Source organism: Streptosporangium sp. NBC_01639 (assembly GCF_045209755.1).
Taxonomy (GTDB): domain Bacteria; phylum Actinomycetota; class Actinomycetes; order Streptosporangiales; family Streptosporangiaceae; genus Streptosporangium.
This window is the reverse complement of record NZ_CP109272.1, coordinates 3,862,344-3,886,800: the sequence shown is the minus strand read 5'-3', so window position 1 is coordinate 3,886,800 and position 24,457 is coordinate 3,862,344. Positions and strand designations below refer to the sequence as shown.

General features: G+C 71.6%; 21 protein-coding genes. 12 read left to right on the top strand and 9 right to left on the bottom strand.

Annotated elements, in window-relative coordinates; all coding sequences use genetic code 11:
- Window positions 1-279 precede the first annotated feature (279 nt).
- Entirely contained in the window at window positions 280-567 is a 288-nt protein-coding gene (locus OHA77_RS17490) for a hypothetical protein (RefSeq protein ID WP_406319102.1), read from the top strand.
- Window positions 564-1,055: an ATP-binding protein gene (locus OHA77_RS17485; RefSeq protein WP_406319101.1), complete on the top strand. Its 492-nt coding sequence runs from the start codon at window positions 564-566 to the stop codon at window positions 1,053-1,055. The genes OHA77_RS17490 and OHA77_RS17485 overlap by 4 nt, the downstream gene beginning before the upstream one ends.
- Before the next feature lie 87 nt (window positions 1,056-1,142).
- Here the strand turns inward: OHA77_RS17485 and OHA77_RS17480 are convergent, their stop codons facing one another.
- The 3 genes from OHA77_RS17480 to OHA77_RS17470 form a co-directional block, all read right to left on the bottom strand.
- Window positions 1,143-1,742, bottom strand: coding sequence for a helix-turn-helix domain-containing protein (locus OHA77_RS17480; protein WP_406319100.1), 600 nt, complete (start codon window positions 1,740-1,742; stop codon window positions 1,143-1,145).
- A 162-nt stretch (window positions 1,743-1,904) separates the two neighbouring features.
- Window positions 1,905-2,573: a response regulator transcription factor gene (locus OHA77_RS17475; protein WP_406319099.1), complete on the bottom strand. Its 669-nt coding sequence runs from the start codon at window positions 2,571-2,573 to the stop codon at window positions 1,905-1,907.
- A complete protein-coding gene (locus OHA77_RS17470) occupies window positions 2,570-3,745 on the bottom strand; it encodes a sensor histidine kinase (protein ID WP_406319098.1) in 1,176 nt (391 codons plus the stop codon). Before OHA77_RS17470 ends, OHA77_RS17475 begins: the two co-directional genes overlap by 4 nt.
- A 109-nt stretch (window positions 3,746-3,854) precedes the next feature.
- Here OHA77_RS17470 and OHA77_RS17465 point away from each other — a divergent pair, with 109 nt between their 5' ends.
- From OHA77_RS17465 to OHA77_RS17455, 3 genes are read left to right on the top strand one after another with little or no spacing between them, the layout of a single operon-like run.
- The gene (locus tag OHA77_RS17465) at window positions 3,855-4,769 is read left to right on the top strand and encodes an ATP-binding cassette domain-containing protein (RefSeq protein WP_406319096.1); all 915 of its coding nucleotides are present in this window, start codon (window positions 3,855-3,857) and stop codon (window positions 4,767-4,769) included.
- A complete protein-coding gene (locus tag OHA77_RS17460) occupies window positions 4,766-6,322 on the top strand; it encodes a hypothetical protein (RefSeq protein ID WP_406319095.1) in 1,557 nt (518 codons plus the stop codon). The genes OHA77_RS17465 and OHA77_RS17460 overlap by 4 nt, the downstream gene beginning before the upstream one ends.
- The gene (locus tag OHA77_RS17455; protein WP_406319093.1) at window positions 6,319-7,083 is read left to right on the top strand and encodes an ABC transporter permease; all 765 of its coding nucleotides are present in this window, start codon (window positions 6,319-6,321) and stop codon (window positions 7,081-7,083) included. The genes OHA77_RS17460 and OHA77_RS17455 overlap by 4 nt, the downstream gene beginning before the upstream one ends.
- Before the next feature lie 520 nt (window positions 7,084-7,603).
- On the opposite strand, the gene OHA77_RS17450 is transcribed toward OHA77_RS17455, so the two are convergent.
- Window positions 7,604-10,486, bottom strand: a complete 2,883-nt coding sequence (locus tag OHA77_RS17450; RefSeq protein WP_406319092.1) for a helix-turn-helix transcriptional regulator — start codon at window positions 10,484-10,486, stop codon at window positions 7,604-7,606.
- A 108-nt stretch (window positions 10,487-10,594) separates the two neighbouring features.
- The gene (locus OHA77_RS17445) at window positions 10,595-10,756 is read right to left on the bottom strand and encodes a hypothetical protein (protein ID WP_406319091.1); all 162 of its coding nucleotides are present in this window, start codon (window positions 10,754-10,756) and stop codon (window positions 10,595-10,597) included.
- Between the two features lie 363 nt (window positions 10,757-11,119).
- Between OHA77_RS17445 and deoC the strand changes: the two genes are divergently transcribed.
- The 6 genes from deoC to OHA77_RS17415 all read left to right on the top strand — a co-directional run bounded on the left by deoC (window position 11,120) and on the right by OHA77_RS17415 (window position 18,185).
- Complete coding sequence (gene deoC, locus OHA77_RS17440) at window positions 11,120-12,076, top strand: deoxyribose-phosphate aldolase (protein ID WP_406319090.1); 957 nt, start codon at window positions 11,120-11,122, stop codon at window positions 12,074-12,076.
- A gap of 3 nt (window positions 12,077-12,079) precedes the next feature.
- Complete coding sequence (locus OHA77_RS17435) at window positions 12,080-13,504, top strand: aldehyde dehydrogenase family protein (protein ID WP_326819586.1); 1,425 nt, start codon at window positions 12,080-12,082, stop codon at window positions 13,502-13,504.
- Complete coding sequence (locus OHA77_RS17430; protein ID WP_326819587.1) at window positions 13,497-13,694, top strand: hypothetical protein; 198 nt, start codon at window positions 13,497-13,499, stop codon at window positions 13,692-13,694. The genes OHA77_RS17435 and OHA77_RS17430 overlap by 8 nt, the downstream gene beginning before the upstream one ends.
- Window positions 13,687-14,568 carry an aldehyde dehydrogenase family protein gene (locus OHA77_RS17425; RefSeq protein WP_406319089.1) on the top strand — a complete coding sequence of 294 codons (882 nt, stop codon included), beginning with the start codon at window positions 13,687-13,689 and terminating at the stop codon, window positions 14,566-14,568. Before OHA77_RS17430 ends, OHA77_RS17425 begins: the two co-directional genes overlap by 8 nt.
- A 748-nt stretch (window positions 14,569-15,316) precedes the next feature.
- Window positions 15,317-17,239, top strand: coding sequence for an exo-alpha-sialidase (locus OHA77_RS17420; protein ID WP_406319088.1), 1,923 nt, complete (start codon window positions 15,317-15,319; stop codon window positions 17,237-17,239).
- 256 nt (window positions 17,240-17,495) lie between these two features.
- Entirely contained in the window at window positions 17,496-18,185 is a 690-nt protein-coding gene (locus tag OHA77_RS17415) for an FCD domain-containing protein (RefSeq protein WP_326819590.1), read from the top strand.
- Between the two features lie 153 nt (window positions 18,186-18,338).
- On the opposite strand, the gene OHA77_RS17410 is transcribed toward OHA77_RS17415, so the two are convergent.
- From OHA77_RS17410 to OHA77_RS17395, 4 genes are all read right to left on the bottom strand, one after another.
- A complete protein-coding gene (locus tag OHA77_RS17410) occupies window positions 18,339-19,745 on the bottom strand; it encodes an amidase (RefSeq protein ID WP_406319087.1) in 1,407 nt (468 codons plus the stop codon).
- Between the two features lie 47 nt (window positions 19,746-19,792).
- Window positions 19,793-20,023 (bottom strand): hypothetical protein, encoded by a 231-nt coding sequence (locus tag OHA77_RS17405; RefSeq protein WP_406319086.1) that lies wholly within the window; start codon window positions 20,021-20,023, stop codon window positions 19,793-19,795.
- On the bottom strand, window positions 20,016-20,867 hold the full coding sequence (locus OHA77_RS17400; protein WP_406319084.1) for an SPFH domain-containing protein: 852 nt from the start codon (window positions 20,865-20,867) through the stop codon (window positions 20,016-20,018). Before OHA77_RS17400 ends, OHA77_RS17405 begins: the two co-directional genes overlap by 8 nt.
- 150 nt (window positions 20,868-21,017) lie before the next feature.
- Entirely contained in the window at window positions 21,018-23,600 is a 2,583-nt protein-coding gene (locus OHA77_RS17395) for an ATP-dependent RNA helicase (RefSeq protein ID WP_406319083.1), read from the bottom strand.
- A gap of 146 nt (window positions 23,601-23,746) precedes the next feature.
- On the opposite strand from OHA77_RS17395, the gene OHA77_RS17390 reads away from it, so the two are divergent.
- Window positions 23,747-24,430 carry a formylglycine-generating enzyme family protein gene (locus tag OHA77_RS17390; RefSeq protein ID WP_406319082.1) on the top strand — a complete coding sequence of 228 codons (684 nt, stop codon included), beginning with the start codon at window positions 23,747-23,749 and terminating at the stop codon, window positions 24,428-24,430.
- Window positions 24,431-24,457: the final 27 nt, after the last annotated feature.

Sequence of the window (24,457 nt, the reverse complement as noted above, 5' to 3'; positions counted from 1 at the left end):
GAGCCGAACGGTAGGGCTGTAGGTCGGTGTCATGCACCCAGTGTGATGTGACGATCAACAGAGTGCTACGGGTAAGCAGATTAGCCTGAATCTGCACAGTGCATTGACAGGTCGCATCATGCGGACTCACTATGACGAGGCACTTACTTTCTGTTGCCATTGGTCACTCTCGGTGGGCAACCTCTGAGGTTGGCAAGGCTGACGCTCTTTCCCACATACACGTATGAGTGCACCTACCAAGCACGTCGCGAAACGACTCCACAGCAGGAGGCCAGTGTCATGAGCACAAGCGATCCGGAAGAGCGGTTCACCCGTCTGGTGCGGCTGGGGCGGGACTTGCGCCGGCTGGGAGTGGGCACCTCCCTGGTGCTGCCCCCGACCGGTCACCCGGTCCTGGAAATCAGGTTGGCGGGCGAGACCCGTGCCCGCATCACCGCCGTCCACCGCTCCCGCGGATGGGTCTTCACCGGCCGGTCAGGGCGGGCACGGCCTTGGCGATCCGGCGCGTGGGTGTGGGCCGAGGCCGACAACGTCGCCGACGTCATCGCCTCGGCGGTGACTCCATGATCGCGTCCTCGCAGACCGCCTGCCGCTACGAACGGCACCAGGCAGCCTTCCCCCGTTGGAGCGCGCTGCGTCTGCTGGCCCACGCCGAGTTCTCCGCCACCCCCGGCTCGGTGGCCACCGTTCGCCAGTGGGCCCGAGAGCTGCTCACCGGCACGGCTTCCGACACCACCGTCGACGACCTGGTGCTGCTGCTCAGCGAAGTGGTGACCAACGCGGTCGTCCACTCCGACTCCGGACGCGCCCCCGGCGGATCGGTGATGGTGTGCCTGGGGTTCGGCGGCGGTTTCGTCCACGTCGAGGTCATCGACGACGGTTCGGCGACCAGCGTGCCCTTCGTCCGTGCCGCCGATGCCGACAGCGACGGCGGACGCGGCCTGCTCCTGGTCGACCTCATCGCCACGGGCTGGGGAGCCTGCCGCGACACGACGGGCAACATCGTCTGGTTCCGCCTGCCCGTCACCGCTCCCGGGCCCTGCCTGCCTCGGTGACCGTCCGCCGGGAAGCACATCCTCATCGGGGATGTGGCCGCGCCCCGGCGTACGGCGCGTCGCGCTGCGCGGAGCCGTACGGAGGTGTCAGTCCTCGGAGAAGGAGATCAGCGTCAGGACCCGGCAGGGAGCGGTGCCGGTGGTGTAGACGTGGTCGGACTCCGAGGCGAACCGCAGGGCGTCGCCCGTGGTGAGGGTCACCGACCACTCGTCGGTCTCGACGGTCACCTCGCCCTCGACGACGTAGGCGTGCTCCACCGAGCCCCGTCCGTGCGAGCTCTTGGCGCTGCGGGTGCCCGCCGGGATGTCGCCCTCGGCCAGCTCGAAGCGGCGCCGGTCCGGAGCGGCGAACAGGGTCCGGATCGCGGTGTCGCCGACCGCCAGGGGGACGCTCTCGCTCCTGCGGATCACCTCGGGCCCCACCAGGTGGATCCGGGTCAGCTCGCCGAAGGTCAGCTCCAGCGAGGCCGCCAGCCGCGACAGCACCTCCACCGTCGGGTTGGCCACGCCCCGCTCGACCTGGGAGATCAGCGCCTTGCTCACCCCGGTCAGCTCGGCCAGCTCGCGGACGCTGAGACCGCGGGCCAGGCGGGCGCGGCGCAGGTTGGCGGCGATCGCGCCGCGCACTCCCACCGCCTCGGAGGGGGACGGGACCATGCCGACGGCGATGCCGTTTTCGCCCTGCACGCGCTTCCCCTCTCGCCGGTTCCGACCGGTCCAATGATGCAGCACGTCAACCGATCAGGGCCAGCCGGTGGGCGGCCGCGGCGGCCTCGCCCCGGGTGGAGACTCCGAGTTTGCCCAGGATGGAACACCGGCTCCGCGGCGCGGCCGACCGGCAGCCGGGCCTTAACCGGGCAGGTCGGCGATGCGGTAGCCCACGCCGGGTGTGGTGGTGATGATCGAGGGGGCGCCGAGTTTGCGGCGTAGCCGGCCGACGGTGACGGTGACGGTGTTGGTGAACGGGTCGGCGTGTTCGTCCCAGACCTGTTCGAGCAGGTCCTCGGTGCTGAGAAAGGCCGGGGTGGCGCGTAGCAGGGCTTCGAGGAGGGCGAATTCCTTGACCGACAGGTCGAGCTTACGGCCGTCGCGGGTGGCGGTGCGGTGCGTGGGGTCGAGCTCGATGCCCGCCGCGCGCAGGGTGCGGGCACGGGCGAAGGGCCGTCGACGGGCCAGGGAGCGGATGCGCACGACCAGTTCGGGGAAGTGGAAGGGCTTGGCGAGATAGTCGTCGGCCCCCAGAGTCAGGCCGCTGACCCGGTCGCCGGGCGAGCCGGACGCGGTCAGCATCAGGACCATGACGTGGTCGTCGCGTTCAGTGATCATCTGGCAGAGGGTGTCACCGTGGATCCCCGGCAGGTCGCGGTCGAGGACGACCACGTCGTAGGCGTTGAGGTCGAGTTTGGCCGCGGCCTCCAGGCCGTCGTGCGCCACGTCCACGGCCATGCCCTGATCGCGTAGACCCTCGACCAGGACGGCGGCGAGGGAGCGCGCGTCCTCGACCACCAGCACCCTCACGCCGGGCCACCTGCCAGCGGCAGGGACACGGCGACCCGGAGACCGCCTTCGGGCCGGGCATGCAGGTCCAGGTTGCCGCCGTGCGCCGTGGCGACGGCCGAGACGATCGACAGTCCGAGCCCGGAGCCGTGGTCGGAGCCGGTCCGGTCCGCGCCGAGCCGCTGGAACGGCTGGGCCAGCCTCGCGAGCTGCTCCTGGTCGAGAACCTGCCCGCCGGTCTCCACGATGACTCGCGCCGTCGTGCCGTCGGCCGTGGTGGCGACCCGGATCCAGCCGCCGTCGTGGTTGTGGGTGACCGCGTTGTCGATCACGTTGTCGACCATACGGGACAGGAGCGTGCGACTGCCCTGCGTCCAGGCACTATCCTGGACGTCGCCGTCGTGGACAGTCAGGCCCTTGTCCGTGATGTCGGCGGCTCGGGCCTCCAAGGCCGCGGACACCACGCGGCCGAGCGAGATCGTCGCACGGTCGGACAGGGCGCCGTGCTGGGTGCGGGCGAGCATGAGGAAGCCGTCCAGAAGCCGGTCCACCCGGTCGAGTTCGGTGCGGAGCCGGTCGGCGAGCGCGATCGTCTGCGCCGGTACGGGCTCCGGCTTGGCGACGGCCACGTCCAGCGACGCCCGCATGGTCGCCAGCGGGGTGCGCAGTTCGTGGGAGGCGTCGGCGACGAATCTGCGCTGCGCGGCGAAGGAGCCCTCCAGGCGTTCCAGCAGCCCGTCGACGGTGTCGGCGAGGTCCTTCACCTCGTCGGCGGGGCCCGGTACGGCGAGCCGCTCGTGCAGGTTGTCGGCGGAGATCCGCCGGGTGGCCGCGGTGATCGTCCGCAACGGGCGCAGCACCCGGCCTGCGACGATCCGGCCCAGTACGACCGACACCACCGCCATGACGGCAAGCGCGACCACCGAGCTGATCAGGAGTTGGCGCGACTGGAGCGTCTGCATCTCCGAGAGCCGAACCTGGAGCAGGCCGATGAGCTCCTGGGCGGCCGCGAGCGTGGGCCGCTGGAGTGAAGGGTTCCCGGCAGGCACTGAGACCGTCGACGACCCGAGGGTCACCAGGTTGGCGACGGTCAGCAGTCCGACGCCGGACAGCAGGAACAGGGCACCGTACAGGGCGGTGAAGCGCAGCCGTACGGTGCGGCCCGGCAGCGCCAGACGCCGCAGATTCTTCATCGGTCTTCTCCCGTTCCGTGTCGCCCTCCAGGATGCCGTCCCGGACCTAACAACGGCATGACGGCCTCCGTTCGGCCCACGTTATGGCCGTGTCCGTACAACCGAACCCATGCAAGCAACCATCGAAGTCAACGGCCTGCGCAAACGCTTCGGGCCGACCCTGGCATTGGACGGGATGTCCTTCACCGTCAGACCGGGGCAGGTCACCGGCTTCGTCGGGCCCAACGGCGCGGGCAAATCCACCACGATGCGGGTGATCCTCGGCCTGGACGCGGCCGACGAGGGCAGCGCGCTGGTCGGCGGGCGGCCGTACAAGAGCCTGCGCGACCCGATGCGTCACATCGGGGCGCTGCTGGACGCCGCCGCGCTGCAGCCGAGCCGCAGCGCCCGCAACCACCTGCTGTGGCTCGCGCACTCCCAGGGGCTGACCACGAGGCGGGTCGACGAGGTGATCGAGCAGGTCGGGCTGACCTCGGTGGCCCGGCGCAGGGCGGGTGGCTTCTCACTGGGCATGCGCCAGCGGCTGGGGATCGCCTCCGCGCTGCTCGGCGACCCACCGGTGCTCATGCTGGACGAGCCGGTCAACGGCCTCGACCCCGAGGGCATCGTGTGGATCCGCGGCTTCCTGCGCTCGCTGGCCGCCGAAGGACGTGCCGTGCTGATCTCCAGCCACCTGATGAGCGAACTGCAGGATGCCGCCGACCATCTCGTGGTGGTCGGCCGCGGTCGGGTCATCACCGACACCGGCGTGGCCGACCTGATCGCCGCCACCTCCGACGGCCGGGTCACGCTGCGCACGACGGCCCGAGAGCCCGCGATGTCGGCGCTGACCCGCGCCGGTGCCACCGTGGCCGTCACCGGACGCGACACGCTCACCGTCTCGGGGCTGCCGGCCGAGCACGTCGTGGCGCTGCTCAACGCCGCCGCGGTGCCGTTCTCCGAGGTGTCCGCGCACCGCGCGACGCTGGAGGAGGCGTACCTGGAGCTCACCAAGGACGCGGTCGAATTCCGGGGGGCGCGATGACCGCCACCGTGAACCGTGCTGGACCTGGCGGTCCGGTCCGGCTGCTGCGTGCCGAGTGGACCAAGTTCAGGACGGTCCGCGGCTGGGTGATCGCCATGACGGCGGGAGCGCTGGTCATCGTGCTGCTCGGCCTGTCGTCCGCCTCAGGCAGCCATGCCTCGTGCGCCGGCGGGCCGACCGAGGTCGCCTGTCCCGCGGTTCCTGTGGGGCCGGGTGGCGAAGCCGTGGAAGACAAGTTCTTCTTCGTGCATCGGACGCTGGCCGGTGACGGCGGCATCACCGCCCGGGTGACCTCCATGACCGGCCAGATCCGCAAGCCCGACGTCACCCCCGGCGTCCGGAACGTCGTTTCCGGGCTCGTGCCGTGGGCGAAGGCCGGGGTCATGGTCAAGCAGAGCACGGAGCAGGGTTCGGCCTACGCGGCGGTGATGGTCACCGGTGCGCACGGGGTGCGGATGCAGCACAACTTCACCCACGATGTGGCCGGCCGTCCGGGAGGGGTGTCGAAGAACTCCCCGCGCTGGCTGCGACTGACCCGCTCCGGTGACACCCTCACCGGGTACGAGTCCACCGACGGCACCGACTGGGCCGAGGTCGGCACCGCCCGCCTGTCCGGGCTGCCGGCCACGGTCGAGATCGGGCTCTTCGCCACCTCGCCCGGCGATCTGACGGTGACGCAGGGAGATCTCGGCGGGTCCGTCTCGGCAGCGCGCTTCACCGAGGCCACGGCCGTCGTGGACCGGGTCGACCTGGCGGGCGAGACAGCCGGCGGCGCCTGGCGCAACGACGACATAGGCGTCACGAAAGAGCCCGACGGGTCGTCCCACCACCCAGGCCGCGCCGGCGAATCCGGTGGCATGTTCAGCGTCACCGGAGTCGGCGACATCGCCCCGTCCACCGAAGGCCAGACCGTCGAGCGCACCCTCACCGGCCTGCTGGCCGGGCTGATCGTGGTGATCGTGGTGGCGGTGATGTTCGTCACTGCCGAATACCGGAGCGGGCTCATCCGCACCACCCTGATCGCTGTCCCGCACCGCGGCCGGATGCTGGCGGCCAAAGCCCTCACGATCGCCGCGGTCACCTTCGTCGCCGGACTCGCCGCCACCGCGAGCACGCTCACGTTCGGTGCTCGGATTCTGCGCGCCAACGGCAACCACATCCTTCCGGTGTCCTGGCTCACCGAGGTGCGCATCGTCGTCGGCACGGCGGCGCTGCTCGCCGTCGCCGCCGTGCTCGCCCTCGCCCTCGGTGCCCTGTTCCGGCGCGGCGTCGGGGCGGTCATCGCCGCCATCGTGATGATCGTGGTCCCGCATGTCCTCGCGACCACCTCCGCCCTGCCCGACACCGCGGCGCAGTGGCTACTGCGCGTCACTCCGGCCGCCGGTTTCGCGATCCAGCAGAGCATCCCGGAGTACGCCCACGTGCTCGGTCACTACGCGCCGATCGCCGGTTTCTACCCGCTGGCGCCGTGGGCCGGCTTCGCCGTGCCGGCCGGCTACGCCGCGCTCGCCCTCGGCCTGGCCGTCTTCCGGCTACGCCGGAGGGACGCATGAGACAGCACCTGCATGCGGAATGGACGAAACTACGCACACTGCCAGGAACCGGCTGGCTCCTGCTCGCTCTTGTCGCACTGACCGTCGCCGTGAGCGTCGCGGCGGCCGCCGTCGTGTCCTGCACCCCGGCCGACTGCGGCCACGACCCCGCCAAGATCAGCCTCTTCGGGATCCAGGCGGGCCAGGCGGTCGTCGCCATCCTGGCCGTACCGGCGATCAGCGGAGAGTTCGGCACCGGCATGATCCGCACCACCCTGGCGGCGCTGCCGGGACGGATCACCGTCCTGTCCGCCAAGGCCGTCATCCTCACCGGGCTGACGCTGACCGCGGGAAGCGTCGCGGTGCTCGCGTCCGCGCTGGCCGGGCGGGTCATCCTGCTCGACAACGGCTTCGCCCCTGAGCTGCCGGCCCTCACCGACGGGCCGATGCTGCGCGCCGCCGTCGGCTCGGTGCTCTACCTCGCGCTGATCGCCCTGTTCAGCCTGGGCATCGCCACCGCCGTACGGGACTCCGCGACCGCGATCGGCGTCGTCCTCGGTCTGCTCTACCTCTTCCCGGCCATCATTCTCATGATCCCCGACGAGGACGCCGCCAAGCTCCTGTGGCAGATCTCGCCGATGAACGCGGGGCTCGCCATCCAGGCGACCACCCACCTCTCCAGCCTGCCCCTCAGCCCGTGGGCGGGCCTCGGCGTGCTCGCAGCCTGGGCCGCCGCGGCGCTCCTGGGCGGTGGCCTGCTGTTACGGCTACGCGATGCGTGAGCGACACCTCCTCGGAGTGGCGACCTCACCCCGTTTGAAGATCGTTCGTTGGGAAGTGCACGCCTCTCAAGCGAATCAGCCGTGCGCTTCCCAACAAACGATCACTCGCCAGGGAGCACCACCATGAGAAAACGCACTCGGCCCTCCATCCCCAGGGCGCTCGGCCCTGCACTGGTCGGAGAGGAACGCGTCAGCTACGGCGACCGGCCCTGAACGGCCCCGCACGGATCGCTTCAGCGTCAAAGAGCCCGATGGGCGGTCCGGAAGCAAGCAACTGCGGTCCGCACGCCGTACGGCGCGGCAGCCTGGCGCGGAGGTGGGTGGGTGTTCCGGCCGGCTTATAAAAAACCGCAACCGTCGCGCCCGTCAGGCCGGAGGCCTGAAAAACGAGACGGCGACTGCGACGGCCGGCCGGAACACCCACCCACCGCAGCGCGCACCGCGAAACCCCCACCCAGACCGCCGCCCCACCGTACGCGGACCAGCCGGCCCGTGGACCAGCCGACCCGCCGTACGTGAATCAGCCGATCAGGGCCAGCCGATGCGCCGCCGCCGCGGCCTCGCCCCGGGTGGAGACCCCGAGCTTGCCCAGGATGTTCGAGACGTGCACGCTCACCGTCTTGGCGGAGATGAACAGCTCGGTGGCGATGTCGCGGTTCGACCGTCCCTGGGCGACCAGTCGGAGCACCTCCTGCTCGCGCGGAGTCAGCATCGGGACGAGCGCGGGGGAGCTCTCCGGAGACGGCTCCTGCTCCAGCGGGGCCCCGACCCGGCGGGCCAGGGACTCGATCTCCGTGATCAACGGCTGCGCCGACAGCGCGACCGCGAGGGGATGGGCCGTGCGCAGCCGTACGGCGGCGCCATCGCGGTCACCGGCGCCGGCCGCGGCCCGCCCCGCGTGGAGCAGCGACTTGACGCGCATGAAGGGCCGGTCCAGCCGTTCCCAGGCGGTGGCCGCGGCGTCGTGGTCGCGGTTGAAGCAGAGGCGGTAGGCCTCGGCCACCGGGCTGTCCGCCGTCATCGTGGCCCCGGCGTCTTCGATCTGGCCGCGCAGTGCCGCCGCCCGCTCGGGCGCGAGTGTCTCGGTGGCCTCGCAGATTCCGGACAGCAGGGCGAGTATCCGCCAGCCCAGCATGGGCTTGCTGAGGATCTGCGCCATGTGGACGGCCTCCTCGGCCACTCCCAGGGCGGCGAGCGGCTCGCCGCTCAGCAGGTGCAGGCCTATCCTGAGCCGGGCGTTGGCGGACAGCTCCTGGGTGAACTCCTCCTGGACAGAGAAGGCGTCCACCTCGTTCAGCACGGATCTGACCACGTCGATCTCGCCTCGCGCGATCGCCACGTCGGCGCGGATGCGACGCAGGTGGTGGCGGGTGCGCAGGGTGGGATCCATCATCAGCGCCCGGTCGGCCAGTTCGGCCGCCTCGTCGAACCGGCCCAGCGCCTCCAGGGCCTCCGCCCTGTTGTTGGCCAGGAACGTGCCCTGGACGCGGTAGCGGCCGTAGTCCCGGGCGAGCCGCTCGCCTTCGAGCGCCAGCTCGATCGCCTCGGCCGAGCGGCCCATGTTGTTCAGCGTGTCCACGGTGTTGGCGAGGGCGCGGAGGATGATCCGGCCGGAGCCGACGCGCTCGCCGATCGCCTGGGCGGTCGAGTTGACGGCGATCGTGGTGTCGAGGCGTCCGGCGATCGAGTGGCCCAGGGCGAGGTTGAGCAGCAGGTCGGCCTCCAGGCACTCGTCGCCGTGCTCGCGGGCGATCCGCAGCGCCTCCTCGGTGAGCGTCGTCCCCTCGGTCACCTCGCCGCTGAACATCAGGTAGGAGCCGAGCCTGGACAGCACGTTGGCGCGGTCCAGCCCCGGTTCGGGGACGAGCCGCTCGGCGTAGCGGAGGTCGTCCAGCGCGCCCGGCTTCCGCTTGGACATCTTGAACTGCGACCGCCGTACGACCAGCTCGGCCACCCGTGCGGGCGAGGTCCGCTCGTCGAGCTCCTCCAGCGCGGCCTTGACGAACCGGCCGCCCCGCTCGACCTCGCCGCAGGCGTGGGCCGCCTCCGACGCCTGTTCCAGAACCGTGGTGTGGTCCACGCCGATCCGCTCCGCGGCGTCGGGGACCTTGCTCCACAGGGTGAGCACCCGCTCCAGGAGCTGGAGCTTCTCGTTGTAGGCGAAGGTCTTCGCGGCCTTGCCCGCCGCCTCCCAGGCGGAGATGAGGGCCCAGAGGTCGTCGCGGGCGGAGTACCAGTGGTGGGCGATCTCGACGGCGGCCCGGCCTCGCGGCACCAGCCCGCGGTCCCTGCCGATCTCCTCGGCGAAGCGGGCGTGCATCCGTACGTGCTCGCCGGGCAGCAGCTCGTCGTGTACGGCCTCGCGGATCAGCGAGTGGCGGAAGGCGTAGGCGCGGCCGTCGGCGATCTGCAGCACGTTGGCGGAGATGGCGGGACGCAGCGCGTCCTCCAGGTCGACGTCGGACAGCCCGCTGACCGCGGCGAGCAGTTCGTGACCCACCCGGATCCCGCCGGCCGCGGCGATGCGCAGCACCCGCTGGGTCTCGTCGGGGAGCTGCTCGACGGAACCGATGATCAGGTCGTGCAGGGATTCGGGGAAGGAGCACTCGCCCCCGCAGTCGACCAGCGCCTCGACGAACAGCGGGATGCCCTCGCTGCGCTGGAAAACCTTGTCGACCTGGGAGAATTCGGGGTTGATGCCGAGGATGCCGGCCATCTGGGCGGCCACCTCGTCCTGGGTGAGCCGGGGCAGGTCCAGCCTGAGGACCCCGTCGACCCGGTTGAGCTCGGCGAGCACCGGCCGGAGCGGATGCTGGCGGTGCAGGTCGTCGGAGCGGTAGGTGAGGACCATCAGGACCGGTGTGGTGCGCAGGTTCCGGCTGAGGAAGGCGATCAGGTCGCGGCTGGAACGGTCGGCCCAGTGGATGTCCTCGATGACGAGGATCACCGGGCGGCGTTCGGCCAGCCGCTCCAGGAGCGTGAGGATCTGTTCGAAGAGCCGGGCGCGTGCGGTGTCGCTCTCGACGTCGCCGCTGGGCTCGCCGAACTCGGGCAGCAGCCGGGCCAGGTCGCGTGCGCCGCCGTCCGGCAGCATCGCCGCGACCTTCTCGGCGCCGCACTCGCGGACGAGCTGACGGATGGCCGCGGTGAACGGGGCGTAGGCGAGGCCTTCCGTGGACAGTTCCACGCAGCCGCCGATGAGCACATGAGCCCCGTCGGCCGCGGCCCGCTCGGCGAAGGACCCGATCAGCCGGGTCTTGCCGACCCCCGCCTCGCCGCCGAGCAGGACGGCCGCGGCCGCGTTGTCACGTGCCTGCTCGAAGGCCTCGGCCAGGCCCGCGAGCTCCGTCTCCCGCCCCACGAAGACGGGGCTTACCGCCCGACCCATCATGTCGTCCAGCATGCCATGCCCTTTGGGGGTTATTGCCCTATTTATCGTTCGGCGAAAAGGCTTACGGGGGCTGAGAGGCCCGGCCGGGCGAGCGGAGGCGGCCGGGCTCTCGTGACAGGGTCATGCCGGGATGATTTTGCCGAAGAGGCTCCGGCGGAGACCTCCCGCAGAGCGGCGCTTCTTGGCGGCCTCGGCCTGGCGGGCGAGGCGGTAGTCGGCCGCCGCCCTGCGGAGCTCGGTGGTGCGGCTGTCGATCATCTGGAGGTGCAGTTCGGGACTCATGTCGAGTTCTCCTTGAGTGGTGCGGTTCCTTACACACTCAAGATTCGTCCTAAGACCCCCACCCTCACATCGGGCGGATGCCTTATCTACCGGACGAGCCCCGCCGTAGGACTACCTAGGTCCCACCGGCCACCGTCCTAGGCATGCCGGAACACGCCCTCCCGGCCTGCTCCCCGGGCCCGCGGACGATCCGCCGGACGACACATCGGCGCTCGGCAGGAGGAGGTCGCGGGGCCGTGGGTACGGCACCCCGCCATGACCGCCGCTCACGTCGGCGAATGTTGACGAAAAGGAGTGGTGGGGCTGGGCAGTGTCCAGTTTGGAACTAATCACACCAGTCGGCATGCTGGAGAGGTGTCAACTATGACTACTCCGCTCGCCGACGTGGCCGCGTCCAACGTCACGCTGCGAGCTTTCCTGCACGGCCTGCCCGGTGTCGACCGTGTGGGCGCCGACCAGCGGGCTGCGATGCTCGGCACCCGATCGATCAAGACGACGGCCAAGGCGGAGGCCATCGACCTGGCCATCCGCATGGTGGACCTGACAACCCTCGAAGGCGCCGACACGCCGGGCAAGGTCAGGGCGATGTGCGCCAAGGCGGTCCGTCCCGACCCGAGTGACCCGACCGTGCCCTCGGTGGCCGCGGTCTGCGTCTACCCCGACCTGGTGGCCCAGGCGGTCGCCGCACTCGGCGGCTCCGGCGTGAAGGTGGCCAGCGTGGCCACCGCGTTCCCCAGCGGGCGCTCGTCCCTGGAGGTCAAGGTCGCCGACACCGCCTTCGCGGTGGCGGCCGGGGCCGACGAGATCGACATGGTGATCGACCGGGGCGCGTTCCTCGCGGGCGACTACCTGAAGGTCTTCGAGGAGATCGCCGCGATCAAGGCCGCCTGCGGTCGTTCCGGAGACAAGCAAGGTGCGCACCTGAAGGTGATCCTGGAGACCGGCGAGCTCGCGACCTACGACAACGTACGGCGTGCGTCCTGGCTGGCCATGCTGGCCGGGGGCGACTTCATCAAGACCTCCACCGGCAAGGTGCAGCCCGCCGCGACCCTCCCGGTGACGCTGGTCATGCTGGAGGCGGTGCGTGACTTCCTCGCCGCGACCGGCCGCAAGGTCGGCGTGAAGCCGGCGGGTGGCATCCGGACCACCAAGGACGCCGTCAAGATGCTCGTCCTGGTCAACGAGACCGTCGGCGAGGGCTGGCTGGACCCCGACTGGTTCCGTCTCGGCGCGTCCAGTGTGCTCAACGACCTGCTCATGCAGCGGCAGAAGATGGCAACCGGCCGGTACGCGGGCCCCGACTACTTCACCCTGGACTGATCGATGTTCGAATACGCACCGGCTCCCGAATCCCGCGACGTCGTCGACATCAAGTCGTCCTACGGCCTCTTCATCGGCGGTGAGTTCACCGACGGGTCGGGCACGTCCCTCAAGACGATCAACCCCGCTTCCGAGGAGGTCCTGGCCGAGGTGGCCGTCGCCTCCGCCGACGACGTCGACCGGGCCGTCCGGGCCGCCCGCGAGGCGTTCACCACCTGGTCGGCGATGCCCGGCTCCGAACGGGCGAAATACCTTTTCCGGATCGCCCGCATCATCCAGGAGCGTGCGCGCGAACTCGCCGTGCTGGAGACCCTGGACAACGGAAAGCCGATCCGCGAGTCCCGCGACGTCGACCTGCCGCTGGTCGCGGCGCACTTCTTCTACTACGCGGGCTGGGCCGACAAGCTCGGCTACGCCGGGTACGGTCCGGATCCGCGGCCGCTCGGCGTCGCCGGCCAGGTCATCCCGTGGAACTTCCCGCTGCTCATGCTCGCGTGGAAGATCGCGCCCGCGCTGGCCGCCGGCAACACGGTCGTCCTCAAGCCGGCCGAGACCACCCCGCTGAGCGCGCTGCTGTTCGCGGAGATCTGCCGGCAGGCCGACCTCCCGCCGGGCGTGGTCAACATCGTGACCGGCGCGGGCGAGACCGGCGCGGCCCTGGTGAACCACCCGGACGTGAACAAGGTCGCCTTCACCGGTTCCACCGAGGTCGGCCGTCTGATCGCCCGCTCCGTCGCCGGGTCGGGCAAGAAGGTCACCCTGGAGCTCGGCGGCAAGGCCGCCAACATCGTGTTCGACGACGCCGCGCTCGACCAGGCCGTCGAGGGCATCGTCAACGGGATCTTCTTCAACCAGGGGCACGTCTGCTGTGCGGGCTCCCGCCTGCTGGTCCAGGAGTCGATCGCCACGGAGCTGCTCGACGCGCTGAAGCGGCGGCTGGGCACACTGCGCCTGGGCGACCCGCTGGACAAGAACACCGACATCGGGGCGATCAACTCCGCCGCCCAGCTTGCCAGGATCCGCGAGCTGTCGGACCTCGGAGAGGCGGAGGGCGCCGAGCGCTGGTCCCCGGTGTGCCCGCTGCCCGACAAGGGCTTCTGGTTCCCGCCGACGATCTTCACCGGCGTCGCCCAGTCGCACCGGATCGCCCGCGAGGAGGTCTTCGGCCCGGTCCTGTCCGTGCTGACCTTCCGTACCCCCGCCGAGGCCGTCGAGAAGGCCAACAACACCCCCTTCGGCCTGTCCGCCGGTGTGTGGACGGAGAAGGGCTCGCGCATCCTGTGGATGGCGGACCGGCTCCGCGCGGGGGTCGTCTGGGCCAACACCTTCAACAAGTTCGACCCCACTTCCCCGTTCGGAGGTTACAAGGAGTCCGGATACGGCAGGGAAGGCGGACGCCATGGGTTGGAGGCGTATCTCGATGTGTGAGCAGCACGCGGCCAGGCGCCGCGACCGCCGGGCCCAGAGCACCCGGGACCATGACTACGCCCGTGCCGGCCGTCCCGCGCCGAGGGGCTGGTTCGCCCACCGGTGCGGGGTGAGCCGCTGCGGTCAGATCTTCGTGCCGGCCCGGCTGGCGCAGCAGGAGAGCATGTGGAGAGGGCAGGGAGATGAGTAAGGCCGAGCGGCCGAGTGGCCGCGAGCCCGTACGGCTGGCCGTACGCAAGACCTACAAGCTGTACATCGGCGGGGCGTTCCCGCGGTCGGAGAGCGGAAGGTCCTACGTCGTGACCTCCTCCAAGGGTGACTTCCTGGCCAACGCGTCGAAGGCCTCCCGCAAGGACGCCCGCGACGCCGTCTCCGCCGCGCGCAAGGCCTTCGGCGGCTGGTCGGGCGCGACCCCGTACAACCGGGGGCAGATCCTCTACCGCGTCGCCGAGATGCTGGAGAGCCGCCGGGCGCAGTTCGTCGCCGAGCTGGCCGAGACGGGCACGAAGAAGGCCGGGGACGTCGTGGACGCGGCCGTCGACCGGCTGGTCTGGTACGCCGGCTGGACCGACAAGATCGCCTCGGTGGCCGGGGCGACCAACCCGGTCGCCGGTCCCTACTTCAACGTCTCCTCGCCGGAGCCGACCGGCGTGGTCGCGGTGGTCGCCCCGGACGAGCCCCTGCTCGGGCTCGTCTCGGTGATCGCCCCGGTGATCGCCACGGGCAACACCTGCGTCGTGATCGCCAGCGAGCGGGCCCCGCTGCCCTCCATCACCCTGGCCGAGGTGCTCGCCACCTCCGACCTGCCCGGTGGCGTGGTCAACATCCTCACCGGCTCGGTCAAGGAGATCGCGCCCTGGCTGGCCGCGCACATGGACGTCAACGCCATCGACCTGACCGGGGTCGCCGACCCGGAGCTGGCGGTCAGGTGCGAGCAGGAGGCGGCGGAGAACCTCAAGCGCGTCCTGCGCCCCGCCGTGACCGACTGGTCGGCTGATCCCGGTACCAAGCGCCTGACGGCCTTCCTGGAGACCAAGACCGTCTGGCACCCCACCGGCGTCTGACCGGCCCGCCGGTCCTGGGACAGGGGCCAGGAAGACCCGGTACTGGGACGAGGGCAGGAAGCCCCGGTACCGGGACGAGGGCAGGAAGGCCTGGTCCCGGGACGAGGGCCGGGGTCTGGTCGCGCTGCGGTGGGCGGGTGTTCCGGCCGGCGTGGTGGTTGCCGCCTGGTGATCCCGGCCTCCGGCCTGGGCGCGGGCGCGACGGTTCCTGGCTTTTTTCCAAGCCGGCCGGAACACCCGCCCACCTCCGCGCCAGGCTGTCCGGCCGTACGGCGTGCCCGTCGTAGCCGCTCGCTTACGGGCCGCCCAGCGGTCCCGCCGACGCTGAAGCCATCTTTTGGGTGCTGCTCAGGGTGGGCCGCCGTCGCCTGCGGCCACCCTCTCCCACCACTTCAGGGCCGCTCGCCGTGGAACCTCTTCGGGGTTCGGTACGCGCGCTCAGTCGGACTCGCCGTTCCTGATGCCGCCGAGGAACGCACGCCACGCACTCGGGGTGAAGAGCGGTGCCGGCTCTCGTCCTTGCTGTCGCGGACGGCCACGATGCGATGCGACCGAAGGCGAACCGGCGACAACCGAGCCTGGAAGACCAGGTCAACCGCCCTGCATCAGTTCTGGCACCGGACGCGCTGGTATAGGCCGGCAACACATTCGCCCTCCGGTGAACATTCCACGTTCACGATCTATTTAACATCCTACGTTGGACGTAGGATGTCTCCTCGTAACTTCTCCCGTCAGGAAGGGCGAGGACATGCACGATGCTTATCCCCCGGAGGGCGGCCGTACCGGGCGCTTCCGTCGCCGCCGGGCGGGCGCCGTAATGGTGCTCGCCGGCTTACTCGTCAGTGCGTTCGGCGCGCCGGCGACCGCGGCGCCGACGGAGACCTTCGAGGCTCGCGCGACCGGCGGCACCGCACCGTTCGTGGACGAGCAGGTGCTCTACAAGCAGGGCGACTTCGGATACGGCTGCTTCCGGATCCCCGCCGTGGTGCGGGCCACGAACGGCATGGTCCTGGCGTTCGCCGAGGGGCGGGTGAAGGACTGCGGCGACGACGAGGACATCGACCTCGTGCTGCGCCGTTCCGCCGACGGCGGGCGGACCTGGGGGCCACTGCAGGTGATCTCGGAGGGCAACGGCACGACCCACGGCAACCCGGTGCCGATCGTCGACGAGCGCACCGGGCGGGTCGTGCTGGTGAGCACCCACAACGGTGCGGAGCCGTGCCCGAACGGCTGTGACCGTGACCCCTGGGTGCAGTTCAGCGACGACCACGGGACGACCTGGTCGGCCGCCAGGGAGATGACCGAGGGCAAGCGTCCGGAGTGGAACTTCTGGTACGCCACCGGCCCGATGCACGGCATCCAGCTCAAGCTCGGCCCGCACGCCGGCCGGCTGGTCGTCGGGGCGGGTTTCGAGAGCCTGGACCAGGCCGGCAAGCACGTCTACGGCACGCACCTGCTCTACAGCGACGACAGCGGGACGACCTGGAACATCGGCGCCGAGACGTCCCGCGACGACGGCACGGTCATCGCCCAGGAGGTCACCGTCGTCGAGCTCACCGACGGGCGGATCTACGCCTCGGCCCGCGAGCGCGGCACCGACGAGGGCAGCCGGGGGTACGCGACCAGCGGTGACGGCGGCGAGACGTGGGACGCGCCGTTCCGCACCATGCCGGCGCCGGCGACGACCGACGTCCAGGCGTCGCTGCTGCGGTTCGGCGACGAGCGACTCCTCTTCTCCTCGCCGATGCACCCGGGCGCCCGGGAGGCGATGGGGATCCGGTCGTCCTACGACGAGGGGCGCCGCTTCGAGACCTGGGACGAGGGCAAGGTCTTCTACTGGGGGCCGTCGGCGTACTCGGACATGGTGCGTCTGGACGGCGACGAGGCGGCCCTGATGTACGAGGCCGGCACCGTCACGCCGTACGAGCAGATCCGGTTCGCGCGGTTCAACGAGGCGTACCTGGAGACGCCGAACGGCACCCCGCCCGGCATCCCCGGACCTCCGGCGCCGGGCCCGACGACGCCGGACACGTCGCCGTACCGCAACGAGGCGTATGTCCGCGGTGGGGCGCAGACCACCGACGGGCGGTTCGGCGACGGGCTGGCCCTGGACCGGGTGGACGACCGGGTGGAGGTGCCGTTCGACGACTCCGTCGACCTCGGCGCGAAGGACTTCACGCTGACCTCCTGGATCCGGTACTCGGACCGGGTCGGCGCGCACTCGATCCTCTGGTTCCACCGGGTGGACCGGGGCACCAACCCGCCGGCACTGTGGCTGCGGGCCGAACCGGCCGGCAACCGCATCCGGGCGGTCCTCTCCGTCGACCGGTTCGACGTGACCGTACAGTCGCCGAGCGCGTACAACGACGGGCAGTGGCACTTCGTGGCGCTCCAGCGGGTACGCGGCGAGCTCCGACTCCTGGTGGACGGCGTGCAGGTCTCGGCGGCGGCGGCGCCGGCCGGTTCGCTGACCCTCGGCAAGGAGTTCGGGCTTGAGGGCATCCACATCGGACAGCGGCTGGACGGGGTGGACCGCTTCCGCGGGACGCTGGATGAGGTACGCGTCTACCGGCGCGCTCTCACCGGCACCGAGCTGGACCTGATCCGGCAGCGGAACCTTCCGATCGGCGGTCAGCTCGGGCTGCGGCTGCCGTTCGACGACGTCGGCTGAAGGGACACGAACCGCTTGGCGATGGTGCTCACGGGCCCCCGGTGGGCGCCATCGCCGCGCCTTGACGGCATCCGGATGCCGGTCGTGGATCATCCGGCAGTGGAGGACATCCTACGTCTTGACCGGGTGGGAACAAATCACGTCCGTCCGGTGGCCCATCCATGTCGTCGGCGTAAAATTTCCTGCCCCGCCTGGCCTTCCAGGACCGAGAGGTGGGATGTTTGGACGCAAAGTCTTCGACGAGCCGGGAGGCAGCATGCGTATGCGTGACGGCGTGTCGCTTCAAGAGCGCATCGTCGCCCTGATCCACGAGCGCGGACTGGCCCCCGGGTCACCGATGCCGACCGAAGTGCAGTTGATGGATCTGCTCGGGGCGAGCCGCAACAGCGTCCGCGAGGCCGTGCGGGCCCTGCGGGCGTTGGGCATCGTCGAGATCCGGCACGGTCATGGGACGTTCGTCGGGCACGCCTCGCTCGACGTGCTGACCCCGTCGCTCGCCTTCCAGGTGCGTTCGGGGCCGGGCGGCGGGATCCGCGCGCTGCACGAGCTGGTCGAGGTCCGCGAGTTGCTCGAGACCGGGCTGATCGGCCAGGTGGCCCAGAGCACCAGCGCTCCCCGGCTCGCCGCGTTGGACGCCCTGGTCAACGCCATGGATCGGGACCGGGAGGCCGACCGGGCGTTCCACGCGCTGCTATACGAGTCGTGCGGCAACGAGCTGGTGCTGCAGCTGATCGGCCTGTTCTGGGACGTCTACCACGAGGTCGAGCCGACGCTCGGCCCGCCGGAGGAGCGGACCGCGGAGATCCTCGTCAACCACCACCGGATCGTGGCGGCGCTTCGCGCTCGGGACGCCGAGGCCGCCCGGGAGGCGATGCGGCTGCACTTCCGCGACGTCAAGGCGCGCATCGCGCGGGCGGAGGCCCGGCCGGTGCCCGCGCCGACCTGACCCGGCCGCCCCCCGTACCCGGCCACCCGGCCCCTTACTTGGTCACCTCAGGTCGACGGCGGCGAGGTACCCCCTCCGGGGCGATGACCGGCTACTCCACGAGGCGCATGCCGTACGGCGCGCGGCGCGGCGGCGCCGGGCGCCGGGGGACCGTCAGTCGAGTGGGGCATGGCGGAGCCAGGGGTGGGCGCTCTCCAGCTGGGCGGCCAGGGCCAGGAGCTGGGACTCGCCACCCGGAGCGGCGACGAGCTGGACGCCGATGGGCATGCCGGTGGAGTGCCAGCCGTACGGGACCGTCATCGCGGGCCAGCCGGCCATGTTCCAGGCCGCGGTGGCGGGGGCGTACGTCACGTTGGTGCGCACGTTGGGCAGCAGCCCGCGCCGGCCCCAGCGCCCGACGGGCGGGGGGACGGCGGCGAGTGTCGGGGTGATGAGCACGTCGGCGTTGCCGAACCACTGGTCGGCACCGTAGGCGCGCCAGCGGTCGCGGCCCGCCGAGCCGTCCATCCCGATCCGGGCGAGCAGCCGGCCCATCTTCGCCAGGGATCTGGTGCGCTGCTCCAGCCTGCGCGGGTCGAGCCCCTCGGTCTCCTGCCGGGCGCAGGCCAGCCAGGCGGCGATCGCCGCGGAGCCGAGCCAGCCGGGCATCCGGGCGTCGTGCTCCACCACGGTGTGGCCGGCGGCGCCGAGCGTGTCCGCGGCCTCGACCACCGCCCTCTGGAATTCGGCGTCCACCGCGAACCCCGGGGGCAGCGGCGCGGGAGCCATCGCGATCCGCAGCTTCACCGGCTCCGCCGGGGTGAGCCCGCCCGGATAGTCGTCGATGGCGCTGCCGAATTCGAGGGACTCGCTCTCGCCGGGGGTCGCCAGGGACATGTCACCGGCCATCACCGCCAGCGCCAGGGCGAGGTCGGTCACGGTGGTGGCCAGCGGGCCGTTCTCCGACATCCCGTGCCAGTCGCGCTCGGGCGCGGGGACCACCTCCTGCCCCGGCTTGATCGAGACGAGCCCGCAGCAGGCGGCCGGGATGCGCAGTGAGCCGAGCCCGTCGCTGCCGTGGGCCAGCGGGACCATCCCCGCCGCGACGGCCGCCGCGCTTCCGCTCGACGACCCGCCGGGTGTGCGTTTCAGGTCCCAGGGATTGCGCGTCACGCCGTACACGCTGTCGGAGAACCCCACCAGGCACAGCTCCGGCACGTTGGTGATCCCCACGATCACCGCGCCCGCCGCTCTGAGCCTGCTCACCACCGGATGGTCCTCGGTGGCGGCGGAGTTGGACGTCGCCGCGGATCCGTTGCGCATCGCCTCGCCCCGGATCGCGACGTTGTCCTTGATCGCGACGGGCACTCCGGCGAGTGGCAGCGCCTCCAGGTCGGCCCGCCCCTGTACGGCCCGCGCCTCGGCGAGTGCCCGCTCGGTGCGGACCTTGCGGAACGCCCCGATGCGCTCGTCGTACTTGGCGATCGTCTGGAGGTGCGCCTCGACGACCGCCGGCGCGGTGACCCTTCCCCGTCGTACGGCCTCCGCGATCTCCGCTGCGGACTTTCCCACCCACGACATGCACTGAGTGTCGTCCGGCGAATGCGTTAACGGAAGCTTCTCACGTCTCAATCAGATGACTTGTCCGGCTCGTCGGCGTTATCCCGCTCTGTTGCGTCGTCTCGCCCGGCCGATTCCGGCTCGGTCCGTTTGACGTCGCGGCCCGTTCCCCGCAGGGCCAGGCGCAGCGCGTACTCGAGTTGGGCGTTGACGCTCCGCAGGTCGTCGGCCGCCCACCTGGCGATCGCCTCGTAGACGGCCGGATCAAGCCTGAGCAGGACCTTTTTGCGCTCAGGCATACAGACTGCCGGCGTTGACCACCGGCTGGGTCGCCCGGTCACCGCATAGGACGACCAGCAGGTTGGACACCATCTGTGCCTTGCGCTCCTCGTCGAGCTCCACGACGCCCTCCTCGGCCAGCCTGTTCAATGCGAGCTGCACCATTCCTACCGCGCCCGCGACGATCTGCGTGCGCGCCGCGACGACCTGGGTGGCCTGCTGGCGGACCAGCATCGCCTGGGCGATCTCCGGCGCGTAGGCGAGGTGGGTGATCCGGGCCTCCAGCACCTGCACCCCGGCCAGTTGGGTGCGCTCGCTCAGTTCGGTGGTGAGCTCGGCGGCCACCTCGGCGCCGTCACGCAGGCTGGTGCCGTCCTCCTCGTGGTTGTCGTAGGGGTGGGTGGTGGCCAGGTGCCGGACGGCCGCCTCAGACTGGATCGCCACGTAGTTCTCGTAGTCGTCGACGGAGAACGCGGCCGTGGCGGTGTCGATCACCTTGTAGACGACGACGGCCGCGATCTCCACGGGGTTGCCGTTGGCGTCGTTCACCTTGAGCTTGGCCGTCTCGAAGTTGCGCACCCGCAGGGTGATCCGCCGCCTGCTGGTGAGCGGCGGCACCCACTGGAAGCCCGCGTCGTTCACCGACCCGATGTAGCGGCCCAGGAACTGCACCACCTTCGCCTCGTTCGGGTTGATCACCACGAAGCCGGTGGCCACGATCATCGCGATGATCCCCCACAGGATCGCGGCGTAGGGCAGCAGTGCCGGGTCGGCCGCCTGCGCGGCCAGGGCCAGGGCGATCCCGAGGACCACCAGCCCGGCCAGCACGGCGAATCCGTTGACTCGGAGAGCGCGTCGTTCCATGAGCTCCGCCTTTGCTATCGAAGTGATATCACTAAGATATCCCACGGGAGGCGGGCGTGCGCAAGCGAAAAGGCCCGCGGACGGGGGGTTCACCGGGTGGCGCGTCTGTCTCTCGACGGGCCTGTCGACGCCGGGGCCGGCTGCTGAGGTTCAGCGGTGCGGGCGGTTGGTCCGGCGGGTGGCGACGGCGGACAGGGGGTCCTCGGGCCAGGGATGCTTGGGATAGCGGCCCCGCAGCTCGGCGCGGACCGAGCGGTAGCCGTCGCCCCGCCAGAAGGAGGCCAGGTCGGCGGTCACCGCCGCCGGGCGGCCCGCCGGGGAGAGCAGGTGGACGACCAGCGGGACCCCGGCCACGCGTGGCGCCTCGTCCCAGCCGAACAGCTCCTGCAGCTTGACGGCGAGGACCGGCTGGTCACCGGAGTAGTCGACCCTGATCCGCGAGCCGCTCGGGACCTCGATCCGCTCGGGGGCCGTCTCCGCAAGACGCGCGCTCCACGGGACCAGGCGGTGCAGCGCCGAGGCCACGTCGATCCGTTCCAGGTCGGAGCGGCGGCGGGCATGGGACAGCTCGGGCTCCAGCCACCGGTCGGCCGCCTCGGTCAGGGCCTCGTCGTCCATCGCCTGCCACGGATCGCCGAGCGTCCGGTGGCAGAAGGCCAGGCGCTCGCGCAGCGCGACGGCCTCGGGCGTCCAGCGCAGGATCGCCAGGCCCTCGACACGCAGCCCGTCCAGTACGGCGGGCCTGACGTCGGCGTCGCGGAGCCGGGCCGAGGACAGCTCGATGGCGCCGAGGCGCTCCACTCGGCGTGCCGAGACGTCGCCCCGCCGCTCACCGGGCGGGACGTGCCACACCACCTCCTCGCCGGAACGGTGCAGGGGGGCGGCGGCGAGCCGGGCCGTCTCCTCGTCGATCACGACGGCCTGCCTGATCCGGGCCGAGGCGGCTCCGGCGGGCCGGTCCGCCACTGCGACGGCCAGCCACTCCGCGCTTCCCAGCCGCGATCCCTGCGGGAGCTCCGCGGCCGTCCCCGACGCCATGAGGTAGGAGCCGCCCCGCCGTCTGGCCACCCGCTCCGGGTATGCCAGCGCCACCACCAGCCCGGCCAGCGCGTCGTCGCCCTGCTTCTGTTCCTGGCCGCGCGGGGTCCGGGCGCCGTTCTCCCCGGGGACGGTCCGGGACAGCCGCCTCGCCTCCTGACGCCAGCGCGCGGAGAAACCGTCCCCACCCCGCCGGGCGGCACGCCAGGCCTCGACCAGGTCGTCGCCCGCGTCCCGGGGGAGCTGCTCGGACAGCAGCGCCACCACCTCCGCCGCACGGGGGCCGACGTCGATCAGAGCCCGGGCCAGCCGGGGATGGACCCCGGCGGCGGCCATCCGCCGACCCCGGGCGGTGACCCGGCCGTCGAGGGCGCCCAGCGCTTGCAGGGTCCGCCGCGCGGCCTCCATCGCCGCGGGCGGCGGCGGGTCGAGCAGGGCCAGGCCGGCCGCGGAGGGGTCGCCCCAGCAGGCTGCCTGGAGGGCGAAGCCGGTCAGGTCGGCGAGGGCGATCTCGGGCTGGGCGTGCTCGGGGAGCCGATCGTGCTCGGCCTGCGACCAGCATCGGTACACCACTCCCGGCGCCTCGCGCCCCGCCCGGCCGGCGCGCTGGACGGCGGAGGCCCTGGACGCGCGGACGGTGGTGAGCGAACCGAGGCCGCGGGCGTGGTCGGTGCGAGGCTCGCGGGCGAGACCGGAGTCGACCACGATCCGGACACCCGGGACGGTCAGGCTCGACTCGGCGACCGAGGTGGCGAGCACCACCCGCCGACCCGCACCGGGCGAGAGCACCGCGTCCTGCACGCGGGCCGGGGCCTGGCCGTGGACCTGCAGGATCTCGACGCCGTCGACGCCGCCGAGCATCCCGGCGACCCTGCCGATCTCGCCGACCCCCGGCAGGAAGCACAGTACGTCCCCCTCGTGCTCGTCCAGCGCACGCCGTACGACGTCGGCGACGTGGGACAGGAACGCGGGGTCCACCCGCAGGCCGCGCGGGGGCGTCACCGCCCGGGGCGGCGGGGCCCAGAGCGGCGTGACCGGGTGCATGGTGCCGGAGGCGTGCACGGTCGGCGCCGCCTCCGGAGCGTCCGGCCCGGCTACGGCGCTCGCCGGGGACCCGCCGGGCACGCCGGACCGGAGTGCGGTGCTCGCGGGGAGGCCGGCCGTGCCGGAGCCGAGCAGCCCGGCCCAGGACGCGGCGTCGGCGGTGGCGGAGGTGGCGATGATCCGCAGGTCGGGGCGGAGGGTGGCGCGGACGTCGAGGAGGAAGGCCAGGGCGGTGTCGGCGTCCAGGTGGCGTTCGTGGCACTCGTCCATCAACACCGCGTCCACGCCACCGAGTTCGGCGTCGCGCTGGAGCCGCTGGAGCAGGACCCCGGTGGTGACGACCTCGACGAGGGTGTCCGGGCCCACTCTGCGCTCGCCGCGGACGGAGAACCCGACCTCCGCGCCCACTTCCGACTCCAGCAGCCACGCCATCCGCCGGGCCGCCGCCCGCACCGCCATCCGGCGGGGCTCGGCTACGATCACCCGCTTCGGGGCGGAGCCGCCGAGCAGCCCGGCCAGCGCCAGCGGGACGAGCGTGGTCTTGCCCGTGCCGGGCGGCGCGGTGAGCACGGCGACGCCGTGCTCCTCCAGGGCGGTGAGCAGCTCGGGCAGAACATGGCGGACGGGAAGGCCTGACCAGTCGGAACGCACCTCGCCAGTCTCCCCGAGATCGGAGACGACGGGTAACGGGGCCGGTCCTCCGTTCTCGATGTGCCCGCCGTTCTCGATGCGTCGGGCCCCCCGTATCGTGGGCGCACGACGACCTCGTGATCACCCCGGACCGAAAGGCACGCCCTGTGCGCCCACCGACCGACGACCCGGCGGCCCCCTCGATGGTCCATGTCCCCGGCGGCGAGGTGGAGCTTCGCGACGACCGGCGCGGCACCCGCTGGCGGGTCGAGATCGCTCCCTTCCTGTTCGGCCGATATCCCGTCACGGCGGACCTCCACCGTGCCGTCACGGGGGCGGCTCCCCATCCCTCCGCGAGCGGCGCCTCGCCGGCGACGAACGTCAGCTGGCTCGACGCGATCGACGTGTGCAACCGGCTCTCGGCCCGGTCCGGACTGAACCAGGCCTACTCCCGCGACGCGCAGAGCGGGGCGGTGGTCTGCGACTGGGCGTCCGACGGCTACCGCCTGCCGACCGAGGCGGAGTGGCAGTACGCCTGCAAGGCGGGTACCGGCGGGTACCGGTACGGGGAGATCGACGACATCGCCTGGTACGCGGACAACTCCGGGGACCGGGTCCACGACGTGGGCGGCAAGGCCGCCAACCCGTGGGGGCTGCACGACATGCTGGGCAACGTCTGGGAGTGGTGCTGGGACCTCTACGACGAGGAGGTCTACGGCTCCTATCGCATCTTCCGCGGTGGGAGCTGGGCCGAGTCGGCGCGGGGCTGCGGGGCCTCGGTGCGTCGCCGCAGCCATCCCACGTTCGCGATCGACGACCTCGGCTTCCGGCTCGCTCGAACCGTGTCCTGAGGTCCGGTGACCTCGCCCCGGCCGGCC

What these genes read in the sequence shown, in the direction of transcription:
- OHA77_RS17470 (WP_406319098.1), bottom strand. Translation starts at nt 3,745, where the DNA reads ATGAAGAATCTGCGGCGTCTGGCGCTGCCGGGCCGCACCGTACGGCTG.
- OHA77_RS17420 (WP_406319088.1), top strand. Translation starts at nt 15,317, where the DNA reads ATGCACGATGCTTATCCCCCGGAGGGCGGCCGTACCGGGCGCTTCCGT.
- OHA77_RS17415 (WP_326819590.1), top strand. Translation starts at nt 17,496, where the DNA reads ATGCGTATGCGTGACGGCGTGTCGCTTCAAGAGCGCATCGTCGCCCTG.
- OHA77_RS17410 (WP_406319087.1), bottom strand. Translation starts at nt 19,745, where the DNA reads ATGTCGTGGGTGGGAAAGTCCGCAGCGGAGATCGCGGAGGCCGTACGA.
- OHA77_RS17445 (WP_406319091.1), bottom strand. Translation starts at nt 10,756, where the DNA reads ATGAGTCCCGAACTGCACCTCCAGATGATCGACAGCCGCACCACCGAG.
- OHA77_RS17425 (WP_406319089.1), top strand. Translation starts at nt 13,687, where the DNA reads ATGAGTAAGGCCGAGCGGCCGAGTGGCCGCGAGCCCGTACGGCTGGCC.
- OHA77_RS17400 (WP_406319084.1), bottom strand. Translation starts at nt 20,867, where the DNA reads ATGGAACGACGCGCTCTCCGAGTCAACGGATTCGCCGTGCTGGCCGGG.
- OHA77_RS17450 (WP_406319092.1), bottom strand. Translation starts at nt 10,486, where the DNA reads ATGCTGGACGACATGATGGGTCGGGCGGTAAGCCCCGTCTTCGTGGGG.
- OHA77_RS17405 (WP_406319086.1), bottom strand. Translation starts at nt 20,023, where the DNA reads ATGCCTGAGCGCAAAAAGGTCCTGCTCAGGCTTGATCCGGCCGTCTAC.
- OHA77_RS17485 (WP_406319101.1), top strand. Translation starts at nt 564, where the DNA reads ATGATCGCGTCCTCGCAGACCGCCTGCCGCTACGAACGGCACCAGGCA.
- OHA77_RS17490 (WP_406319102.1), top strand. Translation starts at nt 280, where the DNA reads ATGAGCACAAGCGATCCGGAAGAGCGGTTCACCCGTCTGGTGCGGCTG.
- OHA77_RS17435 (WP_326819586.1), top strand. Translation starts at nt 12,080, where the DNA reads ATGTTCGAATACGCACCGGCTCCCGAATCCCGCGACGTCGTCGACATC.
- OHA77_RS17460 (WP_406319095.1), top strand. Translation starts at nt 4,766, where the DNA reads ATGACCGCCACCGTGAACCGTGCTGGACCTGGCGGTCCGGTCCGGCTG.
- OHA77_RS17455 (WP_406319093.1), top strand. Translation starts at nt 6,319, where the DNA reads ATGAGACAGCACCTGCATGCGGAATGGACGAAACTACGCACACTGCCA.
- OHA77_RS17430 (WP_326819587.1), top strand. Translation starts at nt 13,497, where the DNA reads ATGTGTGAGCAGCACGCGGCCAGGCGCCGCGACCGCCGGGCCCAGAGC.
- deoC (WP_406319090.1), top strand. Translation starts at nt 11,120, where the DNA reads ATGACTACTCCGCTCGCCGACGTGGCCGCGTCCAACGTCACGCTGCGA.
- OHA77_RS17465 (WP_406319096.1), top strand. Translation starts at nt 3,855, where the DNA reads ATGCAAGCAACCATCGAAGTCAACGGCCTGCGCAAACGCTTCGGGCCG.